At 74.1% G+C, this 25214-nt stretch carries 12 protein-coding genes and 19 pseudogenes; 22 read left to right on the top strand and 9 right to left on the bottom strand.

What is annotated here, in order from left to right; genetic code table 11:
- Positions 1-1907 precede the first annotated feature (1907 nt).
- A pseudogene (locus UK94_RS66015) lies at positions 1908-2405 on the bottom strand (hypothetical protein); the annotation flags it as partial.
- 79 nt (positions 2406-2484) lie between these two features.
- Between UK94_RS66015 and UK94_RS75130 the strand changes: the two are divergent.
- The 13 genes and pseudogenes from UK94_RS75130 to UK94_RS65975 all read left to right on the top strand — a co-directional run.
- Positions 2485-2832 (top strand): annotated as a pseudogene (locus UK94_RS75130) (beta-mannanase); the annotation flags it as partial.
- Positions 2833-2841: 9 nt separating this feature from the next.
- A partial coding sequence (locus UK94_RS66005; RefSeq protein WP_268761658.1) for a glycosyl hydrolase occupies positions 2842-3234 on the top strand: 393 nt, incomplete at its 5' end.
- Positions 3235-3523: 289 nt separating this feature from the next.
- Complete coding sequence (locus UK94_RS26215) at positions 3524-4732, top strand: HpcH/HpaI aldolase/citrate lyase family protein (protein WP_055751945.1); 1209 nt, start codon at positions 3524-3526, stop codon at positions 4730-4732.
- Positions 4729-6163: pseudogene (locus UK94_RS26210) on the top strand (phosphoribosyltransferase family protein); the annotation flags it as partial. The gene UK94_RS26215 and the pseudogene UK94_RS26210, both read left to right, overlap by 4 nt.
- Positions 6164-6299: 136 nt before the next feature.
- A pseudogene (locus UK94_RS66000) lies at positions 6300-6612 on the top strand (tellurite-like stress resistance cysteine protease StiP); the annotation flags it as partial.
- A gap of 1 nt (position 6613) precedes the next feature.
- Positions 6614-6851 (top strand): annotated as a pseudogene (locus UK94_RS65995) (tellurite-like stress resistance cysteine protease StiP); the annotation flags it as partial.
- A 1-nt stretch (position 6852) separates the two neighbouring features.
- Positions 6853-7514 (top strand): tellurite-like stress resistance cysteine protease StiP (locus UK94_RS65990; protein ID WP_235489969.1); only part of this gene is annotated, 662 nt, incomplete at its 5' end.
- On the top strand, positions 7511-8353 hold the full coding sequence (locus UK94_RS26200; RefSeq protein ID WP_011606948.1) for a hypothetical protein: 843 nt from the start codon (positions 7511-7513) through the stop codon (positions 8351-8353). The genes UK94_RS65990 and UK94_RS26200, both read left to right, overlap by 4 nt.
- Positions 8354-8530: 177 nt before the next feature.
- Complete coding sequence (gene acs / locus UK94_RS26195) at positions 8531-10489, top strand: acetate--CoA ligase (protein WP_235490006.1); 1959 nt, start codon at positions 8531-8533, stop codon at positions 10487-10489.
- A gap of 142 nt (positions 10490-10631) precedes the next feature.
- Positions 10632-12434 (top strand): annotated as a pseudogene (gene glgP / locus UK94_RS26190) (alpha-glucan family phosphorylase); the annotation flags it as partial.
- Between the two features lies 1 nt (position 12435).
- Positions 12436-12652, top strand: a pseudogene (locus UK94_RS65985) (hypothetical protein); the annotation flags it as partial.
- A gap of 1 nt (position 12653) precedes the next feature.
- Positions 12654-12788 (top strand): annotated as a pseudogene (locus UK94_RS65980) (hypothetical protein); the annotation flags it as partial.
- A 1-nt stretch (position 12789) separates the two neighbouring features.
- Positions 12790-13190 (top strand): annotated as a pseudogene (locus UK94_RS65975) (DUF3417 domain-containing protein); the annotation flags it as partial.
- A gap of 91 nt (positions 13191-13281) precedes the next feature.
- On the opposite strand, the pseudogene UK94_RS65970 reads toward UK94_RS65975, so the two are convergent.
- The 4 genes and pseudogenes from UK94_RS65970 to UK94_RS65950 all read right to left on the bottom strand — a co-directional run.
- Positions 13282-14187, bottom strand: a pseudogene (locus UK94_RS65970) (glycogen debranching enzyme GlgX); the annotation flags it as partial.
- A 1-nt stretch (position 14188) separates the two neighbouring features.
- A pseudogene (locus UK94_RS65965) lies at positions 14189-14353 on the bottom strand (hypothetical protein); the annotation flags it as partial.
- Between the two features lies 1 nt (position 14354).
- Positions 14355-14604, bottom strand: a pseudogene (locus UK94_RS65960) (alpha-amylase family glycosyl hydrolase); the annotation flags it as partial.
- Positions 14605-14631: 27 nt separating this feature from the next.
- Positions 14632-15579, bottom strand: a 948-nt coding sequence (locus tag UK94_RS65950; protein WP_268761660.1) for an alpha-amylase family glycosyl hydrolase, incomplete at its 3' end; no start/stop codon positions are given.
- Positions 15580-15906: 327 nt separating this feature from the next.
- Between UK94_RS65950 and UK94_RS75125 the strand changes: the two are divergent.
- Positions 15907-15963: pseudogene (locus tag UK94_RS75125) on the top strand (hypothetical protein); the annotation flags it as partial.
- 1 nt (position 15964) lies between these two features.
- The coding region (locus UK94_RS26180; protein ID WP_235489967.1) for an enoyl-CoA hydratase-related protein at positions 15965-16683 on the top strand (719 nt) is incomplete at its 5' end.
- A 6-nt stretch (positions 16684-16689) separates the two neighbouring features.
- Here the strand turns inward: UK94_RS26180 and UK94_RS26175 are convergent.
- Positions 16690-17711 (bottom strand): annotated as a pseudogene (locus UK94_RS26175) (endonuclease/exonuclease/phosphatase family protein); the annotation flags it as partial.
- 219 nt (positions 17712-17930) lie between these two features.
- Entirely contained in the window at positions 17931-19307 is a 1377-nt protein-coding gene (locus UK94_RS26170) for a hypothetical protein (protein WP_011606941.1), read from the bottom strand.
- A 639-nt stretch (positions 19308-19946) separates the two neighbouring features.
- Here UK94_RS26170 and UK94_RS26165 point away from each other — a divergent pair.
- The 7 genes and pseudogenes from UK94_RS26165 to UK94_RS26150 all read left to right on the top strand — a co-directional run.
- Positions 19947-20670, top strand: a 724-nt coding sequence (locus tag UK94_RS26165; protein WP_268761657.1) for an electron transfer flavoprotein subunit beta/FixA family protein, incomplete at its 5' end; no start/stop codon positions are given.
- 12 nt (positions 20671-20682) lie between these two features.
- Positions 20683-20747: pseudogene (locus tag UK94_RS75120) on the top strand (hypothetical protein); the annotation flags it as partial.
- A gap of 1 nt (position 20748) precedes the next feature.
- A pseudogene (locus UK94_RS65945) lies at positions 20749-21371 on the top strand (FAD-binding protein); the annotation flags it as partial.
- Between the two features lies 1 nt (position 21372).
- Positions 21373-21635, top strand: a pseudogene (locus UK94_RS65940) (electron transfer flavoprotein subunit alpha/FixB family protein); the annotation flags it as partial.
- Between the two features lie 200 nt (positions 21636-21835).
- Positions 21836-22196: pseudogene (locus UK94_RS65935) on the top strand (ROK family protein); the annotation flags it as partial.
- Between the two features lies 1 nt (position 22197).
- Positions 22198-22834, top strand: a pseudogene (locus tag UK94_RS65930) (ROK family protein); the annotation flags it as partial.
- Positions 22835-22854: 20 nt separating this feature from the next.
- On the top strand, positions 22855-23580 hold the full coding sequence (locus UK94_RS26150; RefSeq protein ID WP_095213011.1) for an ROK family protein: 726 nt from the start codon (positions 22855-22857) through the stop codon (positions 23578-23580).
- A gap of 17 nt (positions 23581-23597) precedes the next feature.
- On the opposite strand, the gene UK94_RS26145 is transcribed toward UK94_RS26150, so the two are convergent.
- Positions 23598-24434 (bottom strand): mycofactocin-coupled SDR family oxidoreductase, encoded by an 837-nt coding sequence (locus UK94_RS26145; RefSeq protein ID WP_011606936.1) that lies wholly within the window; start codon positions 24432-24434, stop codon positions 23598-23600.
- A partial coding sequence (gene mftE / locus UK94_RS26140) for a mycofactocin biosynthesis peptidyl-dipeptidase MftE (protein WP_313949599.1) occupies positions 24431-25214 on the bottom strand: 784 nt, incomplete at its 5' end. The genes mftE and UK94_RS26145, both read right to left, overlap by 4 nt.

Genomic DNA, 25214 nt, shown 5'->3' with positions numbered 1-25214 from the left:
TCGGCGCCCGCCCTCCGGTGGCGGGGGGCCCTCAGCCGGGCGGGACCCGGGGGCCCTCGCACGGGGACAACCCGCCCACGACCCCGCTGGGCGTACTGCCCCTGCCCCTGTTCCCGCCGGCCGGACCCGGCGCCGGCATGTCGGGCGCGGGCGGCTCGGCGCAGGCGTGGCACGGGCGGTTCGCGCCCGGCGCGCCCGTCCCGGTTGTTCCTGGCGGCGTGGCACCGCCGGGACCCGGTCCCGGCCCGGGGCAGCCGGTCGTCCCCGACGGTGCCGGCGGCTCGGACGGCCGCGGGGGAGGTGGCGCTCCCGGCGCTCCCGGTGTTCCCGGTGCTCCCGGTGTTCCTGGTGCCTCCGCTGTTCCTGGTCCCTCCGGTGGGCCGGCGACGCCCGTGGCCGCGGGGGGGCCCGGCGTCCCGGCGGCGGCGGGAGCGGCGGACGGTCCGGCGCAGACGGGTCCGGTCCCGCTCGGGTCGCAGGGCGGTGCGCTGGTGCAGCCGACGGTCACCTACACGGTGAGCCGGTCCGGGTGGCGGCGGCGGACCATGCGGGTCCAGGTGCACACCTCCGGCCCGGTCGGTGAGCTGATCCTGTTCGCGCGGCCGGGCGCCGCGCCGCCGCGGGTGGCCGCCGAGGCCCACGAGCTGTCCCGGCTTGCGGCCGTCGATCAGGCCGTGACCCGCACCATCGACGTCACGCTCGACGGGGCGCAGCTTCCGTGGGGCGTCCGGTTGTTGCCGGCGCTGGTCCACCCCACCGGCTGGAGCGTCACNCATCCCGCCGACGAGGATCTGGTCGTCCGCTGAACGACCGTTCCGGCCTGGTCAGATCATGTTCTTCCGCGTCGCGATTTGGGCGAGTGTTGTCCTGTGGCGTCCGCCGTGCGGAGATGTCCCACCAGGTCTGCAATAATGGCACTACCACGGAAAGTATTCGTCCTGGTGCTGTTCCTTGTAGCCGGTGTGCCCCTTACGATTGGGTCCATCACGCGTAGTTCCAGTACCGGTCAGGTGGGTGTTCGCCACCCGGCCGGAGCATCTGTCGAACCGTCCTGACCTCGAGGTCGGAGACGGTCGGCGTCACGGACGGGCCGCAGTGGCAGCCCGGTCGACGCGCCCATCGTGGTGTCGTCGAGCTCTGATGGCGCGCTGGGCGGCCGCGCAGGCGGCGGCTCGGAGGGGACGCCCCATCAACGGTCGTGATCCGGCCATGCTCCGTTGTCGGTGTGCAGTGCGCTCGGCGGGTGCGTCTCACGCCAACTCCGAAAGGCAGCGCGCGAGCATGGTCTCGACCTCTCGTCGCCGACCGTCCCCTCCGGTCGGCCGTTCGGTCTCCCCGCCCACCCGACCTCGTGGCGCGCCCGGCCACGGCGGCCCCGGTCGCCGTCGGGCCCGTCGGCCGGTCCGGACCGGCGCCCGGCTGGGCCTGGTGTCGGTGTTCGTCCTCGGCCTGCTGGGCGCGGTCACCCCGCTGGCGCAGGCCGCGGGCGAGACGCCGAGCCCCCAGCCGTCGGCGACGCCCCCGAGCGCGGTGTCGCCGAGCGCCAGTCCGACGGCCTCGACCGAGCCCGCCGGCACCGCCCAGCCCGGGGTCCCGATCTCCACGATGACCCCGCAGGCCCGCAGTCGCATCACGCTGGTCCTGTTCGACGAGGACATCGTGCTCGTCGGCGGGCGTGACTTCGCCGCCGGCGACGACGTCACCGTCGCCGCCGAGACCACCAGTCTGGGCGGCAGCGCGTTGACCAAGGCGGACGCCGACGGCCGCTTCATCCTGGGCTTCCGGGTCCCGGCGGACTTCAAGGGCACGGTCAACGTCAAGGCGACCCAGGGCAACGCCACCGCCGCCGAGGCCCTCGACGTGACCGGCCCCGAGGCGGCGGCGAAGGAGTTCAGGCAGGCGCCGGNCCTGCCCGACGTCCCCGTGCAGCACTCCGGCAGCTCGACCGCGACGGGCACAACCACGACGCCGGGCGCCACCGCCACGCCGGGTGCCGCCGCCCTGCCGGGTACCACGGGCACCGCCGCCTCGGCGAGCCCCGGTGCCGCGTCGCCGACCGTGTCGCCGGGTCCGGACGCCGTGGGATCGCCGACGCCGAGCGCCACGACGCAGCCTTCGCCCGCCGTCGGCGTCACCACGCCGCCGAGCCCGACCGCGAGTCCGTCCGCCGCCGAGGGCAGGGGTGGGCGCCGGCCGTTCGGTGCCGCGTCGCCGTCGGCCTCGGCCGCCTCGCCGTCGGCCGCCGGGCTGCCGACGGTCCCGCCGGCGAGCCCGGGCACCACGACCGGCGCGACCGCCGCGGCCACCCCGGCGACCGGCGGGGCGCCGGAGATCGACGCCGGCGGGTCCACGTCGGGCCTGCCCTGGCTGTCCGGGTTCCAGTCGCACCAGCTCGCGCAGCTCACGGAGTTCGGTAACTGGCGCGGGCGGCCCAACGACCTCGTCCACGTCTACACCGACCGCACCTCCGGTTGGGGCGGGCTCGTGGAGCCGAGCTGGCCGGTCGACCTGTTCAAGGGGTTCGCCGGCAAGCTGCTGATCAGCGAGCCGACCTACCCCAAGGGCCAGGGCGACAACGGAGCCTGCGCCCGCGGTGAGTACGACGGCCAGTGGAAGAAGCTGGGTAGCTTCCTGGTCGCGCACGGCCGGGGCGACTCCATCGTCCGGATCGGCTGGGAGTTCAACGGCACGTTCATGTACTGGCACACCGACGCCGACGCCACGACGTTCCGCACCTGCTTCCAGAAGATCTCGGCGGCCATCAGGTCCACCGACCCGCAGGTGAAGATCGACTGGACGTTCAACGCGCACAACTCCCCGGTTCCCACCGGCNACAGCCCNTGGAGCGCCTACCCGGGCGACGAGTACGTCGACTATGTCGGCATCGACGCCTACGACCACTTCCCGCCGTCGAAGGACGACGCGACGTGGAACAAGCAGTGCGAGGACGTCAACGGCCTGTGCTACGTGATTCGGTTCGCCCGGGAGCACGGCAAGAAGGTCGGGGTCGGCGAGTGGGGCGTGGCCTCCTGCAGCGGTGACGGCGGCGGCGACAACCCCTTCTACATCCAGAAGATGTTCGAGACGTTCAAGGCGGCCGGCGACGTGATGGGCTACGACGCCTACTTCAGCGATCCCACCCCCGGCAACGTCTGCTCGACGATCACGAACGGCGGCCAGAACCCGAAGGCCGCCGCCGAGTACAAGAAGTTGTTCGGCACCGGAGCAAGCTGACCGGGGCGCCGGACGCGCGGGCGGCAGATCGTCGGGCCGGGACGGAGCGATCCGTCCCGGCCCGACCCGTTGCGGATGCTCAGCTGCAGGTCGGCTGCCTGCCGATGACCTCAGGGTGACCGTCGAATGTCGGCTGACTGACGGTTGTCGTTGTCTGTCGTCACACGCCCCCGGGCAGGTACCGTCACCCGAAAGGCGACGTTTGACGATCTTGCCGGCCCGGCCGGNGCACACCGAACCCGGGACCTTGGTCGAGCGACGCCGCCGCCTTTCACGAGGGGAACGTCGCTTGCGCCACTTCGCCTTCCTCGACGACGAGACGATCGAGACCCTGTTCCACCGCCCGCCGGAGGAGATCGCCGTCGACGGGGACCGCCGGCTGCTGGCCACCGCGCTCGGCGCCACGCTGTACGCGCCGGGCACCAGGCGCCACCTGGCGTTCGACGTGCGCCGGCAGACCGCGGCCGGGGTGAACTCGATGGTGCTCTGTCTCGAGGACTCGATCGCCGACACCGAGGTGGCCGACGCCGAGGCCAACGTCGTCGCGGCGCTGCGCTCGCTCGCCGACGACCCGCCGCGCTCCGGCGACGGGCTGCCGCTGGTGTTCGTCCGGGTGCGTGCCGTCGGGCAGATCCCGGACCTGATCGCGCGGCTCGGTCCGGACGGCGCCCGCTGCCTCGCCGGGTTCGTCCTGCCCAAGTTCGCCGAGGAGGGCGGCCAGGCGGCGCTGGAGGCGGTGCTGCGGGCCTCCGACGTCGCCGGCCGGCCGCTGTGGGCGATGCCGGTGCTGGAGAGCCCGCCGGTGATCAATCGGGAGACCCGCGTCGAGGCGCTCACGGCCGTGCGGCGACTGGTCGACAAGCACGCCGAGCAGGTCCTCGCGATCCGGCTCGGCGCCACCGACCTGTGCGGGCTGTTCGGGCTGCGCCGGGACCGGGACCTGACGATCTACGACATCGCCGTGGTCCGCGACTGCATCGCCGACATCGTGAACATCTGCGCCCGCGGTGGCGATCACATCGTCACCGGCCCGGTGTGGGAGTACTTCGCCCAGCCGGAGCGCCTGTTCGTCAGCTCGCTGCGGGTGACCCCGTTCGCCCAGGCCGACCGGGTCGACGGCAGCCAGGAGGCGATCCGGATGCGCAGCGCGCTGGTCTCGGCCGACCTCGACCGGCTGATCCGGGAGGTCGTCCTGGACCGGGCCAACGGCCTGATCGGCAAGACCGTGATCCATCCCAGCCACATCCCGGCGGTGCACGCGCTGCACGTCGTGAGCCAGGAGGAGTTCACCGATGCCGAGACGATCCTCGCCGGGGACTCCGGCGGAGTCCGCCCGAGCAGCTACGCGAACAAGATGAACGAGCTGCGCCCGCACCGGGCCTGGGCCGAGGCGGTGCAGCGCCGGGCCAGGGCGTTCGGGGTCCTGCGCGAGGGGGACACCTTCGTCGAGGTGCTGGCGGCCACCCGCGGCCACAGCAGCGCGGGCGCCACCCGATGACCACGACGACACCGGTGCCGGCGGACCCGGGCTGGCTGTGGGCGGAGCTGGGGCTCGCCGTCGAGGTCAGCGCGGACGTGCGCGGCGAGGGCCTGGACGCGCTGGTCGGGTTGGCCCTGCGGCGCAATCCGCGCCGGGCCCACCTGCTGGTCAGCCGGGTGCTCGGCAAGCACCTGCCGGTCGCGCCGGGGGCGGGCCTGGCCGCCGGCGCGGACCTCGCGGCGCTGGTACGGGCGCTGCCCGGCTTCCCCGAAGACGGCCCGGGCGCCGCCCACGCCCACGACGCCGGCGAGGCCGCTGCCGCCGGCGAGGCCGCTGCCGCGGGCCATCGTGACGGCGCCCGGCCGGGGCCGCTCGTCATCGGCTACTGCGAGACGGCGACGGCGCTCGGCCACGCCGTCGCCGACGGCCTGGCGGGCAGCCACTACCTGCACACCACCCGGCGGGACCTGCCAGGAGTGCCGCCGGTGCTGGAGTTCACGGAGTCGCACTCGCACGCCTCCCACCACTGGCTGGTCCCCGAGGATCCGGCGATCCTGCGCGGCGGCGAGCCGATCGTGCTCGTCGACGACGAGCTGTCCACCGGCCGGACCGCCCTCGGCACGATCCGCATCCTGCACGCCCACGCCCCCCGCGGTCGCTACGTGGTGGCGACCCTCGTCGACGCCCGGCCGGCCGCGGCCCGCACGGCGTTCGCCGACCTCGCCGCCGAACTCGGCGTCCGGATCGACGTCGTCGCCCTGATCGCGGCCACCGTCACGGTGCCGCCCGAGATCGCCGACCGGGCTGCGAGCATCCGTGCCCGCCTCGCCGGGGCCGAGCCGCCCGACCGGGCCCCGGCGTCCGACCGGGCCCCGGCGTCCGACCAGATCCCGACCCCCGCCAAGGCCCGCCCGTCCGTCCCGTCCGTCCCGTTCGTCCAGGCCGTCCAGGCCGGGCATCCGGTTCGGTGGCTGACTGCGGACTGGCCGGCGGACCTGCCCGAGGGCGGCAGGTACGGCTGGTCGCCGACCCACCGGCGCCGGCTGGACGACGCCCTGGCGCCGGTCGCCGCCGCCGTGCGCGCGGCACTGACCCGGCCGGACGGCCGCACACTCGTCCTCGGGACGGAGGAACTGATGTACACCCCGATGCGGATCGCGGACACGCTGGCCGCCACCGGCTCCGGCGACGTCCGTTACCAGTCGACGACCCGCTCGCCGGTCCACCCGGTCGACGTCGAGGGCTACGCCATCCGGGCGGCGCACACGTTCCCGGCCCCGGACGACCCCGGCCGGGTCAGCCACGTCTACAACGTCCGTCCCGGCGCCTACGACGACATCGTCCTGATCGTCGACTCCGGCGTGGACGCCGCCTCCCCCGCGCCGGTCGCCGACCCGGCGGGCCTCGTCGCCGAGCTGCGTCGCTGCGCCCCGGTCGCCGTGCTCACCCNGCCCGCCTACCGCCCGGCCCCCCGCAGCATCGAGGTCGGGCTGGCCCTGCCGGAGCAGGCCCGATGAGCGCCGCGGGATCCGGGCCGGCGACGCCGGTGGCCGGGCGGCCGGNCGACCCCGCGCTCGCCGGGACGATCGGCTCGGGCTCGTACGACCCGGCGGACGTCACCTTCCTGCTCACCGATCTGAGCGCCGTCGACCTCGAACGGCCCACCGAGGACCGCGAGGAGGCGATGCAGGCCGGCCGGCACTACTCCGAGGACCTGCCCGTCGAGTACCAGCCCGACGCCGGTTACCTGCGCCTCTACCACCAGGCGCTGGAACGCTCGGCCCGACGGGTGGCGCTGGCCACGGGGCTGGTCGCCGAGCTCGTCCGGGTCACGAAGCCCGAGCCGGTCCTGGCCTCGATCGCCCGGGCGGGGACGCCGGTCGGGATCCTGATGCGCCNCTGGTACGGCTGGCGGCACGGCCTCGACACCCCGCATTATGCCATCTCCGTGATCAAGGATCGCGGGGTGGACATGAACGCCGTGCGCTACCTGACCGAGCGGTTCGACCGCGAGGCGATCCAGTTCGTCGACGGCTGGACGGGCAAGGGCGTGATGACGCGGGTGCTCACCGAGGCGGTCGCGGGTCTCGGGCTCGACGACACCCTCGCCGTGCTCGCCGACCCGGCGCGGTGCGTGNCGCTGTACGGCACCCGCGACGACTTCCTCATCCCGAGCGCCTGCCTGAACTCCACGGTCAGTGGGCTGGTCAGCCGGACCGTCCTCAATGCCGAGCACATCGGCCCGGACGACTTCCACGGCGCGAAGTTCTACGGTGAGCTCGCGCCGCACGACCTGTCCCGGCACTTCGTCGACACGGTCGTCGCGCAGTTCGACGCGGTCGCGGACGAGGTCGCCGAGACCTGGCCGCGGCTGTGGGCGGGCGACCGACGGCCGACCTGGGCCGGTTGGGCGGCGGTGGAGCGCATCGCCGCCGCCTACGACATCCCGGACGTGATCATGGTGAAGCCCGGAGTCGGCGAGACCACCCGGGTGCTGCTGCGCCGGGTGCCGTGGCGCATCCTCGTCGCCCCGGACCGCGTCGACGAGCTGCCCCACGTCCTGGCGCTGGCCGCCGACCGCGGCGTTGCCGTCGAGGAGATGGCCGACCTGCCGTTCTCGTGCGTGGGGCTCGTGCGTCCGGTCGGCGCGGCGCCGGTGTTCCACACCCCGAACGCGCGCTGGCGCCCCGACGCCGCGGACCTGCCGGACCTGCCGGACCTGCCGGCGGTCCCGGGCCCCTCGGACCGCTCCGGCCCCTCCGGCCCCTGGAGCCCCTCCGGCGCCTCGGACGCCTCGTGACGGCGGGAGCCGACCATCTGGTGGCCCTCGACCTGGACAAGACGCTGATCTTCTCCCGGCGCTCGCTGCTGCTGCCCGCCGGCGCCGCCGAGCCCGAGCTGGTCGAGGTCGAGCGGCTCGACGGCGCCCCGCTGTCCTTCGCGACGGCGCGGGAGCTCGCGCTGCTGGCCGAGCTGCACCGCCGGGCCGTGGTCGTCCCCGTCACCACCCGCACGCTCGCCCAGTACCGCCGCGTCGACCTCGGGGTCCGGCCGCGGTACGCGATCGCGGCCAACGGCGGGCACCTGCTCGTCGACGGCGTCCCGGACCCGGCGTGGGCGGCCGGGATCGCGGCGGAGGTGGCCGCCGCCTGCGCGCCGCTGCCCGAGATGCTGGCGCTCGCCGAACGGTTCGCCGCCGGCGGCTGGGCCCGGACGGTCCGCGCCGCCGACGACCTGTTCGTCTACCTCGTCGCCCACGACCGGCCCGCCATCCCGGACCTGACCGGCGTCACCGCGGCGGCCCGGGCGGGCGGCTGGTCGGTGTCGGCGCAGGGCCGCAAGGTGTACCTGGTGCCGACGGTGCTGACCAAGCAGCGGGCCGTCGACGAGGTGGTCCGCCGGGCCGGCACGGTGACGCTGCTGGCCGCGGGCGACTCGGTCCTGGACATCCCGATGCTGCTGGCGGCCGACGCCGCCGTCCGGCCCGCCCACGGTGAGCTGCACGAACTCGGCTGGTCGGCGCCGAACGTCGCCGTCACCGCCGGCGCGGGGGCGCTCGCGGGCGAACAGGTGCTGGCGGCGTTGCTGGACCGGGTGCGCGCCGACCGGCCCGATCCGACTCCCGCCGCCCCGGCGTGATCCTGGGCGGCGAGCGGTCTTCGTGGTACACCGGGGTAGGTGTCCCACCACCCACCGTTTCGTCCAGACAGCGTTCGTCCAGGAGGAACCGTGACCGATCAGGCCGTGCGCGCCACGACCGACCCGAGCGCCACGACCGGTCGGAGCGCCACGACCGGTCGGAGCGCCACGACCGATCTGGAGGCCACGCTGGAGGGCCTGCTGTCGGTGGAGAGCTTCGACCCACCGGCCGGCTTCGTCCGACGCCGCCCCGTGGACGCCGACCGGGCCGCCGCCGCGGCGGACCCGCAGGCGTTCTGGGCCGCCGCGGCCCGCGAGCTGCTCACCTGGGACACGCCGTTCACGCAGGTGCTCGACGACACGAACCCGCCCTTCTACACCTGGTTCGCCGACGGCGAGCTGAACCTGTCGGCCAACTGCCTGGACCGCCATGTCGAGGCCGGCCGGGGCGGGCGGGTCGCGTTCCACTGGCGCGGTGAGGAGGGCGAGCACCGCGACGTCACCTACGCCGACCTGCTGGCCGAGACCCAGCGGCTGGCGAACGGTCTGCTGTCCCTCGGCGTGCGGGCCGGCGACGTCGTCGGCATCTTCCTGCCGATGATTCCCGAGGTGGCCGCCGCGATGCTGGCCTGCGCCCGGATCGGCGCGGTCCACAACGTGGTCTTCGGTGGCTTCGCGCCGTCCGCGGTCCGCGAGCGGATGGAGGTCTCCGACGCCAAGGTGCTCATCACCGTCGACGGGGCGCGGCGCAAGGGGCGCCGGGCGCCGGTGAAGGCCGCCGTCGACGCCGAGCTCGGCGACCTGCCCGCGCTGGAGCACATCGTGGTGGTCCGCGGCCCGGGGGAGAACGCCGACGAGGTGCCGATGACCGCCGGGCGCGACGTCTGGTACGACGAGCTGCTCGCCGCCGCCGGTCCGGTGTGCCCGGCGGTCGGCCTGCCGGCGGAGCATCCGCTGTTCATCCTGTACAGCTCCGGGTCGACGGCGAAGCCGAAGGGCATCCTGCACACCACCGCGGGCTACCTGCTCGGTGCGACCTACACCCTGCGGACGGTCTTCGACCTCGACCCGGCGACCGACGTCTACTGGTGCTCCGCCGACGTCGGCTGGATCACCGGCCACTCCTACATCGTGTACGGACCGCTGTCCAACGGCGTGACCAGCGTGATGTTCGAGGGGGCCCCGGACTACCCGGACCACGACATCTGGTGGCGGATCGTCGAGGAGTACAAGGTCACCGTCTTCTACACGGCGCCGACGGCGATCCGCACCTGCATCAAGTGGGGCGCGCAGTACCCCGACCGCCACGACCTGTCCTCGCTGCGGGTCCTCGGCACGGTCGGCGAGCCGATCAACCCGAAGGCCTGGCTGTGGTACCACCTGGTGATCGGGGGCGGGCGCTGCCCGATCGTCGACACCTGGTGGCAGACCGAGACCGGCTCGGTGCTCATCTCGCCGCTGGCGGGGGTCACCCCGACGAAGCCGGGCTCGGCGACGAGGCCGCTGCCCGGGATCAGCCCCGCCTTGCTGAGCGAGGACGGCCGGCCCGTCACCGAGGGCACCGGCATCCTGGTGATCACCCAGCCGTGGCCGTCGATGCTGCGGACCCTGTACAAGGACGACAAGCGGTTCGTCGAGACGTACTTCTCCCGCTTCGGCCCGACGACGTACGTGGTCGGGGACGCGGCCCGGCTCGACGCCGACGGCTATTTCTGGATCATCGGCCGGATCGACGACGTCATCAACGTTTCCGGGCACCGCCTGTCCACCGCCGAGGTCGAGTCGGCGATCGTCGCCCACGAGGCCGTGGCCGAGGCCGCCGTCGTCGCGCAGGCCGACGAGCAGACCGGCCAGGCGATCGTCGCGTTCGTGACGCTGGCGGGCGAACGGGTCGGCGACGCCGCCGTCGAGGCCGAGCTGCGTGAGCACGTGGCCCGGCGCATCGGCAAGCTGGCCCGGCCGCGGCGGATCGTCTGGGCCGACGACCTGCCGAAGACCCGATCCGGCAAGATCATGCGCCGGTTGCTGCGGGACGTCGCCGAGGGCCGGGAGCTCGGCGACGTCACGACCCTGCGGGACCCCGCGGTCATGTCCGCCCTCGCCGCGAAGGTGGCCGCCGCGCCCGACGAGGAGTAGCAAGACCGGCCCGTCCCGGCAGGGCAATTCCGGAGGATTCCGGCTGATCGTCGGGCCGGGCGGCGAGTTGTTCGGAGAACGTAACCCGCAGGTCGAACCCGGNTGCGCCGACGTCACCCGCACTGTCTAGGCTCACGTCTTCGTGAGAGCCCTCCGACGGTTCACCGTCCGTGCGCAGCTCCCCGAGCAGCTTGCTCCACTGGGGGAACTTGTCCTGAATCTTCGCTGGTCCTGGCACCCCGAGACGCTGGACCTGTTCGAGTCGGTCGATCCCGAGCTCTGGCGGGCCACCAAGGGCGACCCGGTCCGCCTGCTCGGCGAGGTCGATCACGACCGGCTCCTCGCGCTCGCCGCCGACCGCCGCTTCGTACGCCGGCTCACCGCCATCGCGGACGATCTCCAGGACTACCTCTCCGCCGACCTGTGGTACCAGCGCCAGCAGCTGCCGGGCGCGCCGGCGGCGATCGCGTACTTCTCGCCGGAGTTCGGCATCACCGAGGTGCTGCCGCAGTACTCCGGCGGCCTGGGCATCCTCGCCGGCGACCACCTCAAGACCGCCAGCGACCTCGGCGTGCCGATCATCGGCGTGGGCCTGCTGTACCGGGCGGGCTACTTCGTCCAGTCCCTGTCGCGCGACGGCTGGCAGCAGGAGCGCTACCCGGGCATCGACCCGCACGGGCTGCCGCTGACCCAGCTCACCGACGCCGCCGGCGTGCCGGTGAAGGTGGCCGTCGGGCTGCCCGAGGGCCGCACCCTGCACGCGCAGATCTGGAAGGCGCAGGTCGGCCGGGTTCCGCTGCTGCTGCTCGACTCGGACGTCGAGGACAACCAGCCGGCCGAGCGCGGCGTCACCGACCGGCTCTACGGCGGCGGCACCGACCACCGGCTGCTGCAGGAGATGCTGCTGGGCATCGGCGGGGTGCGGGCGCTGCGCGCCTACGCGGCCGTCACCGGCACGCCGACGCCGGAGGTCTACCACACCAACGAGGGCCACGCCGGCTTCCTCGGCCTGGAGCGGATCCGCGAGCTCGTCGAGACCGGGCTCAGCTTCGACGAGGCGCTGGAGGCCGCCCGCGCCGGCACGCTGTTCACCACGCACACCCCGGTACCCGCCGGCATCGACCGCTTCCCCCGCGACCTCGTCGCGCGTCACTTCGGCGGGGACAACTCCTGGCCAGGCGTGCCGGTCGAGCGGATCCTGGAACTCGGGGTCGAGTCCGACCCGAACGTGTTCAACATGGCGCACATGGGCCTTCGCCTCGCCCAGCGGTCGAACGGCGTCAGCAAGCTGCACGGCATCGTCAGCCGGGAGATGTTCGCCGGCCTGTGGTCCGGGTTCGACTCCGCCGAGGTGCCGATCGGCTCGGTGACCAACGGCGTGCACGCCCCGACCTGGGTCTCGCGGGCGGTCATCGAGCTGGCCGACCGCCAGCCCGGCCCCGGCCTGCTCGCCGACGACGCGGCCGGCTTCGCCAAGATCTCCGAGCTGCCCGACGACGTCGTCTGGGCCACCCGTCGCCAGCTGCGGGAACGGCTCGTCGGCGAGGTCCGCCGCCGGGTGCGGGCCTCGTGGCTGGAGCGCGGCGCCGCGCCCGGCGAGCTCGACTGGGTCGAGTCCGTCTTCGATCCCGACGTGCTGACGATCGGCTTCGCCCGCCGGGTGCCGTCCTACAAGCGGCTCACGCTGATGCTGCGGGACTCCGACCGGCTGCGCCGACTGCTGCTGCACCCGCAGCGGCCGATCCAGATGGTCATCGCCGGCAAGGCCCACCCCGCGGACGACGGCGGCAAGCAGCTCGTCCAGCAGATCGTCCAGTTCGCCGACGACCCGGCCGTGCGCGCGCGCATCGTGTTCCTGCCCGACTACGACATCGGCATGGCGCGGTTCCTCTACTCCGGTTCGGACGTCTGGCTGAACAACCCGCTGCGCCCGCTGGAGGCGTGCNGCACGTCCGGGATGAAGGCGGCGCTCAACGGCTGCCTCAACCTGTCCATCCGGGACGGCTGGTGGGACGAGATGTTCGACGGCCAGAACGGCTGGGCGATCCCGACCGCCGACGGCGTCGAGGACCCCGACCGGCGCGACGACATCGAGTCCGCCGCCCTGTACGACCTGTTGGAGAACACCGTCGCCCCGCGGTTCTACGACCGCGACGGCGGCGANGGCGCGCCGCGGCGCTGGACGGCGATGGTCAAGCACACGCTGTCCAGCCTCGGCCCGCAGGTGCTGGCCAGCCGGATGGTGCAGGAGTACGTCGAGCGGTACTACGTGCCGGCCGGCGTCTCCGCCCGGACCGCCNCCGCCGACGGCCTGGCCGGCGCCCGCGACCTCGCCGCCTGGAAGAGCCGGGTCCGCGCCGCCTGGCCGGGGGTGCGGGTGCTCAACGTCGACTCCGCCGGGCTCGGCGACACCCCGCAGGTGGGCCAGTCGCTGGTGGTGCGGGCGACGATCGACCTCGGGGGGCTCGCAGCCGACGACGTCGACGTCCTCGCCTCCTACGGTCGGATCGACCAGACCGACCGGATCCTTGCCCCGGAGGTGCTGTCGTTGCAGCCCGTCGGCGAGGGCGAGGGCGGCCACCGCTACGAGGGCACGATCCCGCTCGGCCGCACCGGGCCGTTCGGCTACACCGTGCGGGTGCTGCCCCGCCACCGCCTCACCGCCAGCGTCGCCGAGCTGGGCCTCGTCGCCAACCCGTAAGTCGCCCGCCCGTAAGTCGCCCGCCCGTAAGTCGGCCCGCCCGTAAGTCGTCCGCCCGGTCGGCTCACCATCGTCGTGGCTCGCCGGCTGGTCAGGCCGGGGGATGCGCCCGCAGCAGCAGGACGCTGCGGGCGCGGACGGGCACGACGGCGCCGGGCAGCAGTGTCCGGCGCGGGTCGGCCAGGGTCGCCGGGAAACCGGCGAGGTCCTCGTCGGCGGTGTCGAGCAGCAGGTCGTAGCGCTGCGCCCACGGCGCCGCGGGCAGGGTGACGGCGGTGTCCGCACCGTCGGGGTGGATCACGCCCAGCAGGCCCGGCGCGCGTCCACCGTCGCGTCCGGTGCCGGGCAGGCCGCCCGGCACGGCGCCGGAGGTGGTGTCCGGGGCGGTGCCCGCGCAGGTGCCGGGGGCGATGTGGGCGACCAGCGTGACGACCTTCGGCGCGTTCCAGTCCGCCGTGGACATCACCTGCCCGTCGGCGCGGAACCAGGTGATGTCCGCGAGCCGGTCGGGGCCTGACTCGCCGCCGTGGAAGAACACCTCGCGGCGCAGCGCCGGTTCGAGTCGACGCAGCGAGATCAGGCCGCTGACCAGGCGGGTCAGGGCGGCGTCCGGTCCGGCAGGGTCGCGCCCCGCGGCCCCTGCTGCCCCGGCGGCACCGGCGGCACCGGCCCTGGTCTCGGGCCTGGAGCCGGAGACCGGCCAGGCCAGCCAGGACACGGGATTGTCCTGGCAGTAGGCGTTGTTGTTGCCGCCCTGGGAACGGCCGAACTCGTCACCGGCCAGCAGCATCGGCACGCCGGCCGACAGCAGCAGCGTGGCGAGCAGGCCGCGACGGACCCGGCGGCGGGTGGCGAGGATCGTCGGGTCGTCGGTCGGGCCCTCCGCGCCGTAGTTCCACGACCGGTTGTCCGACTCGCCGTCCCGGTTGCCCTCGTCGTTGGCCTCGTTGTGCTTCTCCGCGTAGGAGACCAGGTCGGCCAGCGGGAAGCCGTCGTGNGCGGTGACGAAGTTCACCGACGCCCACGGCCGGCGCCCACCGTGCTCGAACAGGTCGGACGAGCCCGTCACCCGGTAGCCGAGATCGGCTACGCCGCTGCTGCGCCCGTTCCACACGTCGCGCACCGTGTCGCGGAAGCGCCCGTTCCACTCCGCCCACGGCGCCNGGAACGAGCCCACCTGGTAGCCGCCCCAGCCGACGTCCCACGGCTCGGCGATCAGCTTCACCGACGACAGCAGCGGGTCGGCGTGGATCGCGGTCAGCAGGCCGGCGGCGGGATCGAAGGAGTCCGGGTTGCGGGCGAGCGCGGTGGCCAGGTCGAAGCGGAAGCCGTCGACGCCCATCTCGCTGACCCAGTAGCGCAGGGAGTCGCAGATCAGCTTCACCACGTGCGGCGACGTCATGTTCAGGGTGTTNCCGCACCCGGTGACGTCGCGGTAGCNCCGCGGGTCCGTGGGTTCCAGTCGGTAGTAGGTCGCGTTGTCCAGGCCGCGCAGTGACAGCGTCGGGCCGCGTTCGCTGCCTTCGGCGCTGTGGTTGTAGACGACGTCGAGGATCACCTCGATGCCGGCGGCGTGCAGCGTCGACACCATCGTCTGGAACTCGCCGATCGGGTCGCCGGTCGCCGCGTATGCGGCGTGCGGCGCGAAGAACCCCAGGGTGTTGTAACCCCAGTAGTTGGTCTTCGAGCGTTCGAGCAGCGCCGGCTCGGAGACCGAGGCCTGCACCGGCAGCAGCTCGAGCGCGGTGACGCCCACCCGGTGCAGGTGGTCGACCACGGCGGGATGGGCCAGCCCCGCGTAGGTGCCGCGCAGCCTGGCCGGCAGGCCCGGGTGAAGGCGGGTGAAGCCACGCACGTGCGCCTCGTACAGAACGGTCTGGGACCAGGGGATCGCGGGTCTGTTGTCCGCCGGGTGCCGGCCCCTGCCCCGGCGGCGCGCGCCGTCGCGGCGGGTGGGTCCGGCGACGACGCAGCGGGGCACGAAGGGGGCGGAGTCCCGGGCGTCCGGCTCGTAGCCGTAGGGATCGCCGCCGCCGAACCCGTAGATCGCCGGATCCGGCCGCAGCGCCCCGGTCAGCAGCCGGGCGTACGGATCGACCAGCAGCTTCGCCGGGTTGTAGCGCTGGCCCCGGCTCGGGTCGTACGGTCCGTGCGCGCGCAGGCCGTAGCGCTGCCCCGGCCCGACGCCGGGCAGGTAGCCGTGCCACACCTCGCCGTCGCGCTCCGGCAGGCGGTGACGGGACTCCCGGTCGGCGTCGTCGAACAGGCAGAACTCGACCGCCTCGGCGCCGGGGGCGGCGACGGCGATGTTGACCCCGGCGCCGTCCCAGATCACCCCGAGCGGGCCGGGCCGCCCCGGGTGCGGGCCGCCGCCCGAGCGGGGTGACATGTGTGGTGCGCGGATGCTGCCGCCTGCGTCGGACACCTCGGTGACGTTAACGGACGCCCCCGCCCCCGGTGGGCCGATCGGGCGGCTCCCTCCCTCCCACCCCCGCCGCCGCCGCGAACGCAGGAAGATCAGCGCCGGTCGGCCTATCGTGACCACCGACCACCCGCTGATCCGCGCGATCCGACCCGGGCGGCCGCCGCGACCCATCCCTGGAGCGACCGACGACCAGGCCGGGCGGCGGGCGTCCCCGGCAGGTGATCGCCGCGGCCGGTCGGGTGTCGCCATGCCCCGCCTGCCCGGGCGCGGGCCAGAGCGGGAGGACCCTGGATGAGCGTCGTGCGGCTCGAGGTCGACGGTGGGATCGGCACCATCCGGCTGGATCGGNCGCCGATGAACGCGCTGGACTCCGGCGTCGCCGCCGACCTGCGGGCGGCCGCCGTCGAGGCGACTCGCAATCCGGCGATCCGGGCGGTGGTCCTCTACGGGGGCGAGAAGGTCTTCGCCGCCGGCGCGGACATCAAGCAGATGGCGCCGATGGGGTACGCGGAGGCGTCGGCCTGGGTCGGCGACCTCAACTCGACCTTCGAGGTGGTCGCCCGCATTCCCAAGCCGGTGGTCGCGGCGGTCACCGGCTACGCCCTCGGCGGTGGGCTGGAGCTCGCGCTGTGCGCCGACGTGCGGGTGTTCGCCGACAACGCGAAGGTCGGCCAGCCGGAGATCCTGCTCGGGGTGATCCCGGGGGCCGGCGGGACGCAGCGCCTGCCGCGGCTGATCGGCCCGGGGCGGGCCAAGGACCTCATCTTCAGCGGCCGGCAGGTGCGCGCCGACGAGGCCGCCGAGATCGGCCTGGCCGACGTCGTCGTCCCCGCGGCGGAGGTCTTGGACCGGGCCCGGGAGATCGCCGGACGGTACACGGCCGGCCCCGCGATGGCGCTGGCGGCGGCGAAGCAGGCCGTCGACGACGGTTCGGAGCTCGCCCTCGCCGAGGCCCTGCGTCTGGAGGCCGCCCTGTTCGCCGGCCTGTTCGCCACCGAGGACCGTCGCATCGGCATGGAGTCCTTCCTCGCCCACGGCCCCGGCAAGGCCGACTTCACGGGCCGCTGATCCCCGCTACCGCATGGCCAGGTCGGCGATCACCGGGAGGTGGTCGCTGCCGAAGTCGTGGCCGACCTGGAAGCCGGTGACCGCGAAGGCGGGCGAGGTCAGCACGTGGTCGATGCGCAGCACCGGCGGCAGCACCACCGAGCGGGCGTTCCACGTGGGTTCCCACCCGCCGCCGACGACGTCGTGCGCGTCGCGGACCCCGGCGCTGACGAGTCTGCGCAGCGGCCGGTGGTCGCGGGTGGCGTTGAAGTCGCCGGCCATCACCACCGGCAGGGTGGCGTGCTGGGCCTCGTGGCGCAGCGCGGTGAGCTGGGTGCGCCATCGGCCGGTGTAGGAACCGGACGTCGGCGAGATGGTGTGCACCGCGTACATCACGAAGCGGCGGTTCTCGTCGACCTCGACGGTGGCCCGCAGCGACATCGACCCGCCGACGACCGGGGTGGCGGCGTCGCGCAGCGGGAACCGGGAGTAGATCGCCGCGCCGAAGGCGCCGTCGTCCGGGTGCACCTCCCGGTAGGGGAAGCCGGCCAGGGCGCCGGAGGCGTTCACCCGGGACAGCGTCAGCGGCGAGAGCTCGACGAGGATGAGCACGTCGGGGTTGGCCGAGCGGATCTGCGCGCCGAGCCGGTCGGCGTGGGCGTTGCGGTACAGCAGGTTCGCCGACATGATCCGCAGCCTGGCCGATCCCTGGGGCGCGTCCTCGGCGTCGCCCGGGAGCAGCTCGGGCACCGACCAGAACAGGTGGACGGCGACCAGCACGACCGACAGGATCAGCAGCAGGTTGCGGCGCAGGGCGAAGGCCACGGCGAGCGTGGCGTAGGCCGGCAGGTAGAGCAGCGGGGTGACGGCGTTGATCGCCGAGTAGGGCCAGTCGACGCCGTCGTCGAGGTGCACCAGCCGGCCGAGGGCGAGCAGGGCGAGGCCCGTGGCGACGACCCAGGCGATCACCGTGATGACGGTGCCGACCGGAACGGCCGGCCGGGTCCTCGGCTCGGGAGCGGCGACCGGGATGTCGCCCGGTCCGGTGTNGGTCTTGGCGTCCGGTGCCGTGCGGCCGGAATCCTGCGCGGATGTCACCATCCCAGAGTGCCCGGCGCGCCGGGGCATCCGAGCGGTGGGTGACCCGGGTGACCTGGCGGGGACCCCCGCGCGGCCCGGCGGGAGCGCCGGGCCGTCGCGAGGCGGGCCCCAGGAGTGCGTCACGTGGGGGAGGGGGCCACGCCGAGTGGCAGCCCCCGTCGGGAGGGCTAGGCGGCGGAGGCGGACTGGAGCAGCGGGCGGGCCTGCTCGCGCCACTGCCGTGACGCGACGGTCGGGTGCCTGCTGAGCTCCTCGTCGAGCTCGCCCAGTTTTCTCGCGATCCGTTGCGAGGAGACCTGCCCGGCGACGGAGACGGCCCGGTAGCCCGCCTCCAGGGCGCCCTCCAGCTCCGGGACCGGCCCGCGCAGGTAGGCCAGAGCCAGGTCGGCCTCGGCGTAGCTGCGGGTACGCGCGCGGGCCGCGCCCTGCAGCGTGCGTGCCTCGACGAGCATGTCCGCCGCCTCGCGCGGCCGCTTCAGCAGCAGCAGGCAGTGACCGCGGCACTCGGCGGCGTCGCCGGCGTTGTAGTGGCCGGCCCAGGACGGCCCGGCCCCGTCGTCGCGGGCGATGGCCTCGTCCATGGCGTCCAGGGCCCGCAGGCACCCGGACTCGTCGCCGTTGCGCGCCAGCGCCCAGGCGTTCTTGTCGTACAGCATGGCCTGCACCGCGCTGGTGGACTGCTTCAACGACCGGCGCAGCGCGGCCCGGACCAGCGCCAGGCTCTGGCGCGGATGGCCGAGCTGGGCGGCCTGGTCGCTCATGCCGGACAGGATCCGCCCGGCAAGCATCGCGTCGTCGGCGTGCTCGGCGAGGCTGAGGGCCTGGATGTAGTAGCGCTGGGCGAGCGCCTCGCGCCTGGAGTCCTGGGCGAGCCAGCCGCAGAACTGGGTCAGCTCCGCCAGGGCGCTGAACAGGTCCGGGTTGGGACGGTTGTCGCGGGCGGCCCGGGTCTGGTCGTGCAGGAAGCTGACCGCCTGGGGGCGGATCTCGCTGCCGCCGAACTTGGCGTCGAGCTTGCGGAAGGTCTCGGTCACGTCGCGGATCAGCGCGCCGCCGCCCGCGACCGGTGGTGGCGCGCCGACGATCCGGTCGACGACGCCGGTGAGGCTGGAGAGCACCGGCTCGGCGAAGGCGGACGCGATGAAGGCGGTTCCATCCTGGAGAAGGTCACGTCGGCGCATGTCTCTTCCCGATAGTCCGGCGAGGGTGCGCAGGGTCTCGACGGGTGCGTTCGCGCCGCACAGCCCCAGGTCGTCGTTGCCGTAGGACTCCCCGCGCCAGCCGAGGTCGGCCGGCAGGACGGGGTAACCCAGCGCGGCCGACATCTCGGCGGCCGCAAGTTCCGCGACCATCGGGTCGCGCGGGCGCATGCCCCGCCGCCAGTGACCGACCGTCGTGCGTGCCAGGCCCAGTTCGATCTTGCGCTGCTGGCGGGCGCGGGCGTTCACCTGACAGGCGAACCTGGTGTCCGATACCCCGGCCTCGCGCAGCAGACGCGCGAAGGGGGAGCTGGGTGCGGGATTTTCCGGCGGCGTATTCGACATCTGTCCCCCGTCGAAGTTAAGTAAGCCTAAGTAGGCGGTGCCCTGGGTGGTGGCCCTGTCTGGTGGGCGGTGCCCTGGGTGGTAACCCTGCCTTGGGCAGAAAGTAGTGGGTCAGTCACTGTCAAGGGAAGAGGGTGTGCACAACCTGGCCGAATTGCACGCCCATCCGGGGCCGACGCCTCTGGTGCTGCGCCGGCGGCGGGGGATGGCTTCGCAGCGGTACCACGGAACGTGGGAGTTGAGTCATCTGCTCATCCAGATGCGCGGTACTTATGNACGTGCATCCCGGGGCGGATGGGACATATGCGTGGCAAAGCCGCGTCCGCGGGGGAGACCTTGTCCCGCTCTGGGTGGAACTGGCCGGGCGTGGTNCACCCACCNCGAGGTATGNCCGCAGCGGGGCGCACGGACTAGTCTTGGTGACGGCGTGTAGTCGATACCCGTCCCGTGCTGCCTGTCCAGGTCAGGGGCACAGTGCGGTCGGCGTCACGCCGCCGATCATCGGGCGTGTGAGCGCCCCAGATGCGACGATGTCAAGAGCACTGACATCGGATGTTGGCTACGGAGGCCCCAAGGCGTGAACATCGTCGTTACCGTCAAGCAGGTTCCCGATACCTGGGCGGAGAAGAAGCNCGACGNCGCGGACAAGACCGTCGACCGCAAGAGCGTCGACAACGTCATGAACGAGATGGACGAGTACGGGGTCGAAGAGGCCCTGAAGATCAAGGAAGCGCACGGGGGTGAGGTCACCGTCGTCACGATGGGGCCGGCCAAGGCGGTCGAGACGATCCGCAAGGCCCTCTCGATGGGCGCGGACAAGGCCGTTCACCTCACGGACGACTCGCTGCACGGGTCGGACGCGCTGGCGACCTCCGCGGCGCTCGCCAAGGTGATCTCGACGCTGTCCCCGGACATCGTCATCACCTCCTCCGAGGCCTCGGACGCCCGTGGCGGCGTCATCGGTGCCCTGCTGGCGGAGCGCCTCGGGCTGCCCCAGCTCACCCAGGCCCGCAAGGTCACGGTGGACCCGGGCGCGAGCAAGGTGACGATCGAGCGGCTCGCCGACAACGGCTACGCCCTCGTCGAGGCGAGCCTGCCGGTGGTCGTCGGTGTCGTCGAGAAGATCAACCAGCCGCGTTACCCCTCGTTCAAGGGCATCATGGCGGCCAAGAAGAAGCCGCTGACGACGCTGTCCGCCGGCGACGCCGGGCTCGACGGCGCCGCGGTCGGCCTCGCGGGCGCCGCGTCGGCGGTCGTCACGTCGGAGCCCGCCCCGCCGCGTTCGAGCGGGACGATCGTCAAGGACGAGGGCGACGGCGGAACGAAGGTCGCGGAGTTCCTCGCCGCGCAGAAGCTCATCTGAGGGGTCTGTTCGATGGCTGAAGTTCTCGTACTCGTCGAGCACGCCGACGGTGAACCCAAGAAGGTCACCGCCGAGCTNCTGACGCTCGCCCGCACGCTCGGTGAGCCGTCCGCGGTCTTCCTCGGTGCCCCGGGCACCTACGCGAAGGCCAAGGACTACCTCGCCCAGTACGGCGCCGCCAAGGTGTACGTCGCGGAGTCGGACGACATCGCGAGCTACGTCGGCGGACCGGCGGCGGAGGTGCTGGCCTCGCTGGTCGCCTCGGCGTCGCCGGCGGCCGTGCTGGTCGCGGCCACCGCGGACTCCCGTGAGGTCGCGGCCCGGGTCGCCGCCAAGACCGAGTCCGGCCTGATCTGGGACGCCACCGCGCTGACCGCGGACCTGGTCGCCACCCAGGGGATCTTCGGCGGTTCGACGATCGTCACCTCGAAGGTCACCAAGGGCGTTCCGGTGGTCGTCGTCCGGCCGAACTCCACGGCTCCCGAGGCCGCGCCGTCGACGCCGGCCGAGCAGACCGTGGACGTCGCGATCTCCGACGCCGCCAAGGGCGCGAAGATCGTCGACCGGGTGGTCGAGGCCAAGTCCGGCCGGCCGGACCTCACCGAGGCCCAGGTCGTCGTCTCCGGCGGCCGTGGTCTCGGCGCAGCCGAGCACTTCGCGCTGGTGGAGAAGCTGGCCGACACCCTCGGTGCGGCCGTCGGNGCCTCGCGTGCCGCGACCGACGCCGGCTGGTACCCGCACCAGAACCAGGTCGGCCAGACCGGCAAGACGGTGTCGCCGCAGCTCTACATCGCGGTCGGCATCTCCGGTGCCATCCAGCACCGGGCCGGGATGCAGACGTCCAAGACGATCGTCGCCGTCAACAAGGACCCCGAGGCGCCGATCTTCGAGTTCGCGGACTACGGGCTGGTCGGCGACCTTTTCAACGTCGTCCCGCAGCTCACCGAGGCGATCGAGAAGCGCAANGCTGGCTGACCGGTTCCCCGGACCGCACGGCCGGGCCTCCACCCGTCCCCGACGAGGCTGGAGCCCGGCCGTTGTTGTTCGCCCGGACGCCCACGCCCACGCCCACGGCCACGCCCACGGCCACGGCCACGGCCACGGGCCCGCGGATCGGGTCGCAGGACGGCCAGTCGAGAGAACGGGCCGAGCGGAGGGATGGGGCATGGCGGGGTCGTCGCGGCCACGGGGGGTCGTCGGGGTCGAGGCGTCGGCACCGCTGGTCGAGCTCGGAGCCGGGCCCGCGCTGGCCGTGGACGTCGGCGGCACCAAGATCGCAGCGGCGGTCGTCGACGCCGACGGCACGATCCGTGCCACCGCCCGCCGTCCCGTGCCTGCTCACCGTCCGTCCGGGCCTGAGCCGTCGGAATCCGAGCCGCCCGAATCCGAGCCGGCCGGAGCCGAGCCGGCCGGAGCCGGGCCGGGTCGGGGCAGGGCGGCCGAGGAGGTCTTCGGCGCGTTGCGGGAGTGCGTCAACGCGGCGCTGGCATCCGCCGGGGTCGCGGCGGACGCGGTAGCCGGGGTCGNCTGCGGGTGCGCGGGCCCGATGCAATGGCCGGCGGGCGAGGTGTCGCCGCTGAACATCCCGGCCTGGCGGGGGTTCCCGCTGCGCGCGCGGCTGCGCGAGCTGTTCCCCGAGCGGCCCGTGCTGGTCCACAACGACGGCGTCGCGCTCGTCGCCGGCGAGCACTGGGCCGGGGCGGGGCGGGGCGTGCGCAACCTGCTCGCGGTGACCGTCTCGACCGGCGTCGGCGGCGGGCTGGTGCTGGGGGACCGGCTGTTCCACGGCACCTCCGGCAACGCCGGCCACATCGGTCACGTCGTCGTGGACGTGGACGGACCGGACTGCCCGTGCGGCGGTCGGGGCTGCGTCGAGGCGCTCGCGTCCGGTCCGCGGACGGTGCACCGGGCCCGGGCGGCCGGGTGGGCTCCCCCCGCCGGTCAGCCGGCCGACGGTCACACCCTCGCCGCCGCGGCCGCGGCCGGTGACGAGATCGCCCGCCGCGAGCTCGCCCGAGCCGGGACCGCCGTCGGCGCGGGGCTCGCCGCCAGCGCGAGCCTGCTCGACCTGGAGGCGGCCGTCGTGGCCGGCGGCTTCGCGCAGTCCGGGCCGATCTTCTGGGACGCCCTGCTCGCCGGCTTCGAGCGCCATGCCGGTCTGGCCNCTGCGGGTGCGCGGGCCCGATGCAATGGCCGGCGGGCGAGGTGTCGCCGCTGAACATCCCGGCCTGGCGGGGGTTCCCGCTGCGCGCGCGGCTGCGCGAGCTGTTCCCCGAGCGGCCCGTGCTGGTCCACAACGACGGCGTCGCGCTCGTCGCCGGCGAGCACTGGGCCGGGGCGGGGCGGGGCGTGCGCAACCTGCTCGCGGTGACCGTCTCGACCGGCGTCGGCGGCGGGCTGGTGCTGGGGGACCGGCTGTTCCACGGCACCTCCGGCAACGCCGGCCACATCGGTCACGTCGTCGTGGACGTGGACGGACCGGACTGCCCGTGCGGCGGTCGGGGCTGCGTCGAGGCGCTCGCGTCCGGTCCGCGGACGGTGCACCGGGCCCGGGCGGCCGGGTGGGCTCCCCCCGCCGGTCAGCCGGCCGACGGTCACACCCTCGCCGCCGCGGCCGCGGCCGGTGACGAGATCGCCCGCCGCGAGCTCGCCCGAGCCGGGACCGCCGTCGGCGCGGGGCTCGCCGCCAGCGCGAGCCTGCTCGACCTGGAGGCGGCCGTCGTGGCCGGCGGCTTCGCGCAGTCCGGGCCGATCTTCTGGGACGCCCTGCTCGCCGGCTTCGAGCGCCATGCCGGTCTGGCCTTCGTCCGGCGGATGCGCATCGGGCGCAGCGACGATCCGGCCGGCGTCGCGCTGCGGGGAGCCGCCGCCTTCGTCCTGGCGCCGGAACGCTACGGCTGGCCAGACTGACATGTCCCGTCAGCCGGTCAGCCGGTGAAGCCGCCGTCCGCAGCCAGCACGGAGCCGGTCATCCCGCTCGCCGCGGGTGAGCACAGAAAGGCCACCGCGGCGGCGACCTCCTCGGGTCGCAGCAGCCGGCGCAGGTAGGCATGGCCGGCGAACTCCCCCGCGTCGGGCAGATCGTAGATCTTCGCGGACTCGGCCAGCATGGTGGTGTCCATCGAGCCGGGGCAGACGACGTTCGCCGTCACCGCCGTACCGGCGAGGTCCGCGGCGAGGCTGCGCACGAGCCCGACGACGCCGTGCTTGCCGGCGGAGTAGGCGGCCAGGCGGGCCAGCGGCCGGGTTCCCGCCGCAGAGGCGACCGCGACGAACCGCCCGGCGGGCGCCTCGAGCAGTGCCGGGACCGCCGCCCGGATGACGTGGAACACACCCGTGAGGTTCACGGCGAGCAGTGTCTGCCAGGAGTCGTCGTCGGTCTGCCAGATCGGGGGCCCGCCGGCGATGATGCCGGCGGCGGCGACGGCCGTGTCGAGCCGGCCGTAGCGCTCCCGGGCGACGGCGACGGCCGCGTCGACGTCGGCCTGGCGGCGGACGTCCACCCGGACGGCGACCGCGTCGCGGCAGCGGGCGGCGACCGCGTCGAGCTCTCGTCCGGTCGCGTACGGGTAGCCCGCCGTCGGCGGTTCCGGCACTGCCAGATCGGCGAGGACGAGGCGGTATCCGGCCGCGTCGAGCGCCTGGGCGACCGCGGCCCCGAGCCCGCGCGCCGCACCGGTGATCAGCGCAACGGGAGCCGGCGCGACCGAAGACGGCGCGACCGAAGACGGCGACGAGGCCGGGGCGCCGCTGCCGCGCGTCACGCGGACCGGCCCACGGTCCGCGCCGTCGGCGGCGTGAGGCCCTGATGCCGCGTCCAGTCCAGCAGCCGTTCGACGGCGTCGTCGACGTAGGCGTCGAGCAGGCGGGCGCCCTCGGCCGCCGACGCGCCCGCCGGGTCGCCCAGCACTCCGGAGGGGCTGAGCGCGGCGACGCCGCGGGCGAGGAGCTCGGCCAGCGACGGGCTGGGTCCGGCCACGGCCAGGTCCAGCCGGACCAGGTCGGGAGCCAGGTGCAGTAGCAGGGAGGTCTCGCCGCGGCCGGCGTGCAGGTCGCGGTCCGCCGCCGGTACGCCGACGGTCGCGGCCAGCGCCGCAACCGGCGCCCACAGGAACACCGGACGACCCTCCCCGGCCAGGATCCGCCGGGCCGACCTGAGGGCGGCGATGTTCCCCCCGTGACCGTTGACCAGCACGACGGCGCGAGCCGTGTCGTCGACCGAGCGAACGAGCTCGACGACCACCCGCTCGAGCACCTGCGTGCCCAGGGAGACCGTGCCGGGGAACCCGGCGTGCTCGCCGCTGGCCCCGTACGGCAGCGCCGCCCCGACGAGCAGGGGCTCCAGCCGCTGCGCGAGACCGTGGGCGACGGCGGAGGCGATCCGGGTGTCGGTGTCGAGCGGGAGGTGCGGTCCGTGCTGCTCGGTGCTGCCCAGGGGCAGCACGAGCAGCGGTCGGTCGCCCCCGAGCTCCCGCCAGGTTGCTCGGCCGAGTACCGACACCTCGTCACTCCTCTCCCGGACAACCGAGCTGGTCTCTCGCGCG

Origin of the sequence: Frankia sp. AvcI1 (genome assembly GCF_001420875.1) — a bacterium.
GTDB lineage: Bacteria > Actinomycetota > Actinomycetes > Frankiales > Frankiaceae > Frankia > Frankia alni.
Note: the sequence above shows the minus strand (reverse complement) of the source record. Positions and strands in the feature narration are given on the sequence as shown.

Coding starts and splice junctions, on each gene's coding strand:
- UK94_RS26150 (WP_095213011.1), top strand. CDS start 22,855: ATGCAATGGCCGGCGGGCGAGGTGTCGCCGCTGAACATCCCGGCCTGG.
- UK94_RS26170 (WP_011606941.1), bottom strand. CDS start 19,307: ATGTCGAATACGCCGCCGGAAAATCCCGCACCCAGCTCCCCCTTCGCG.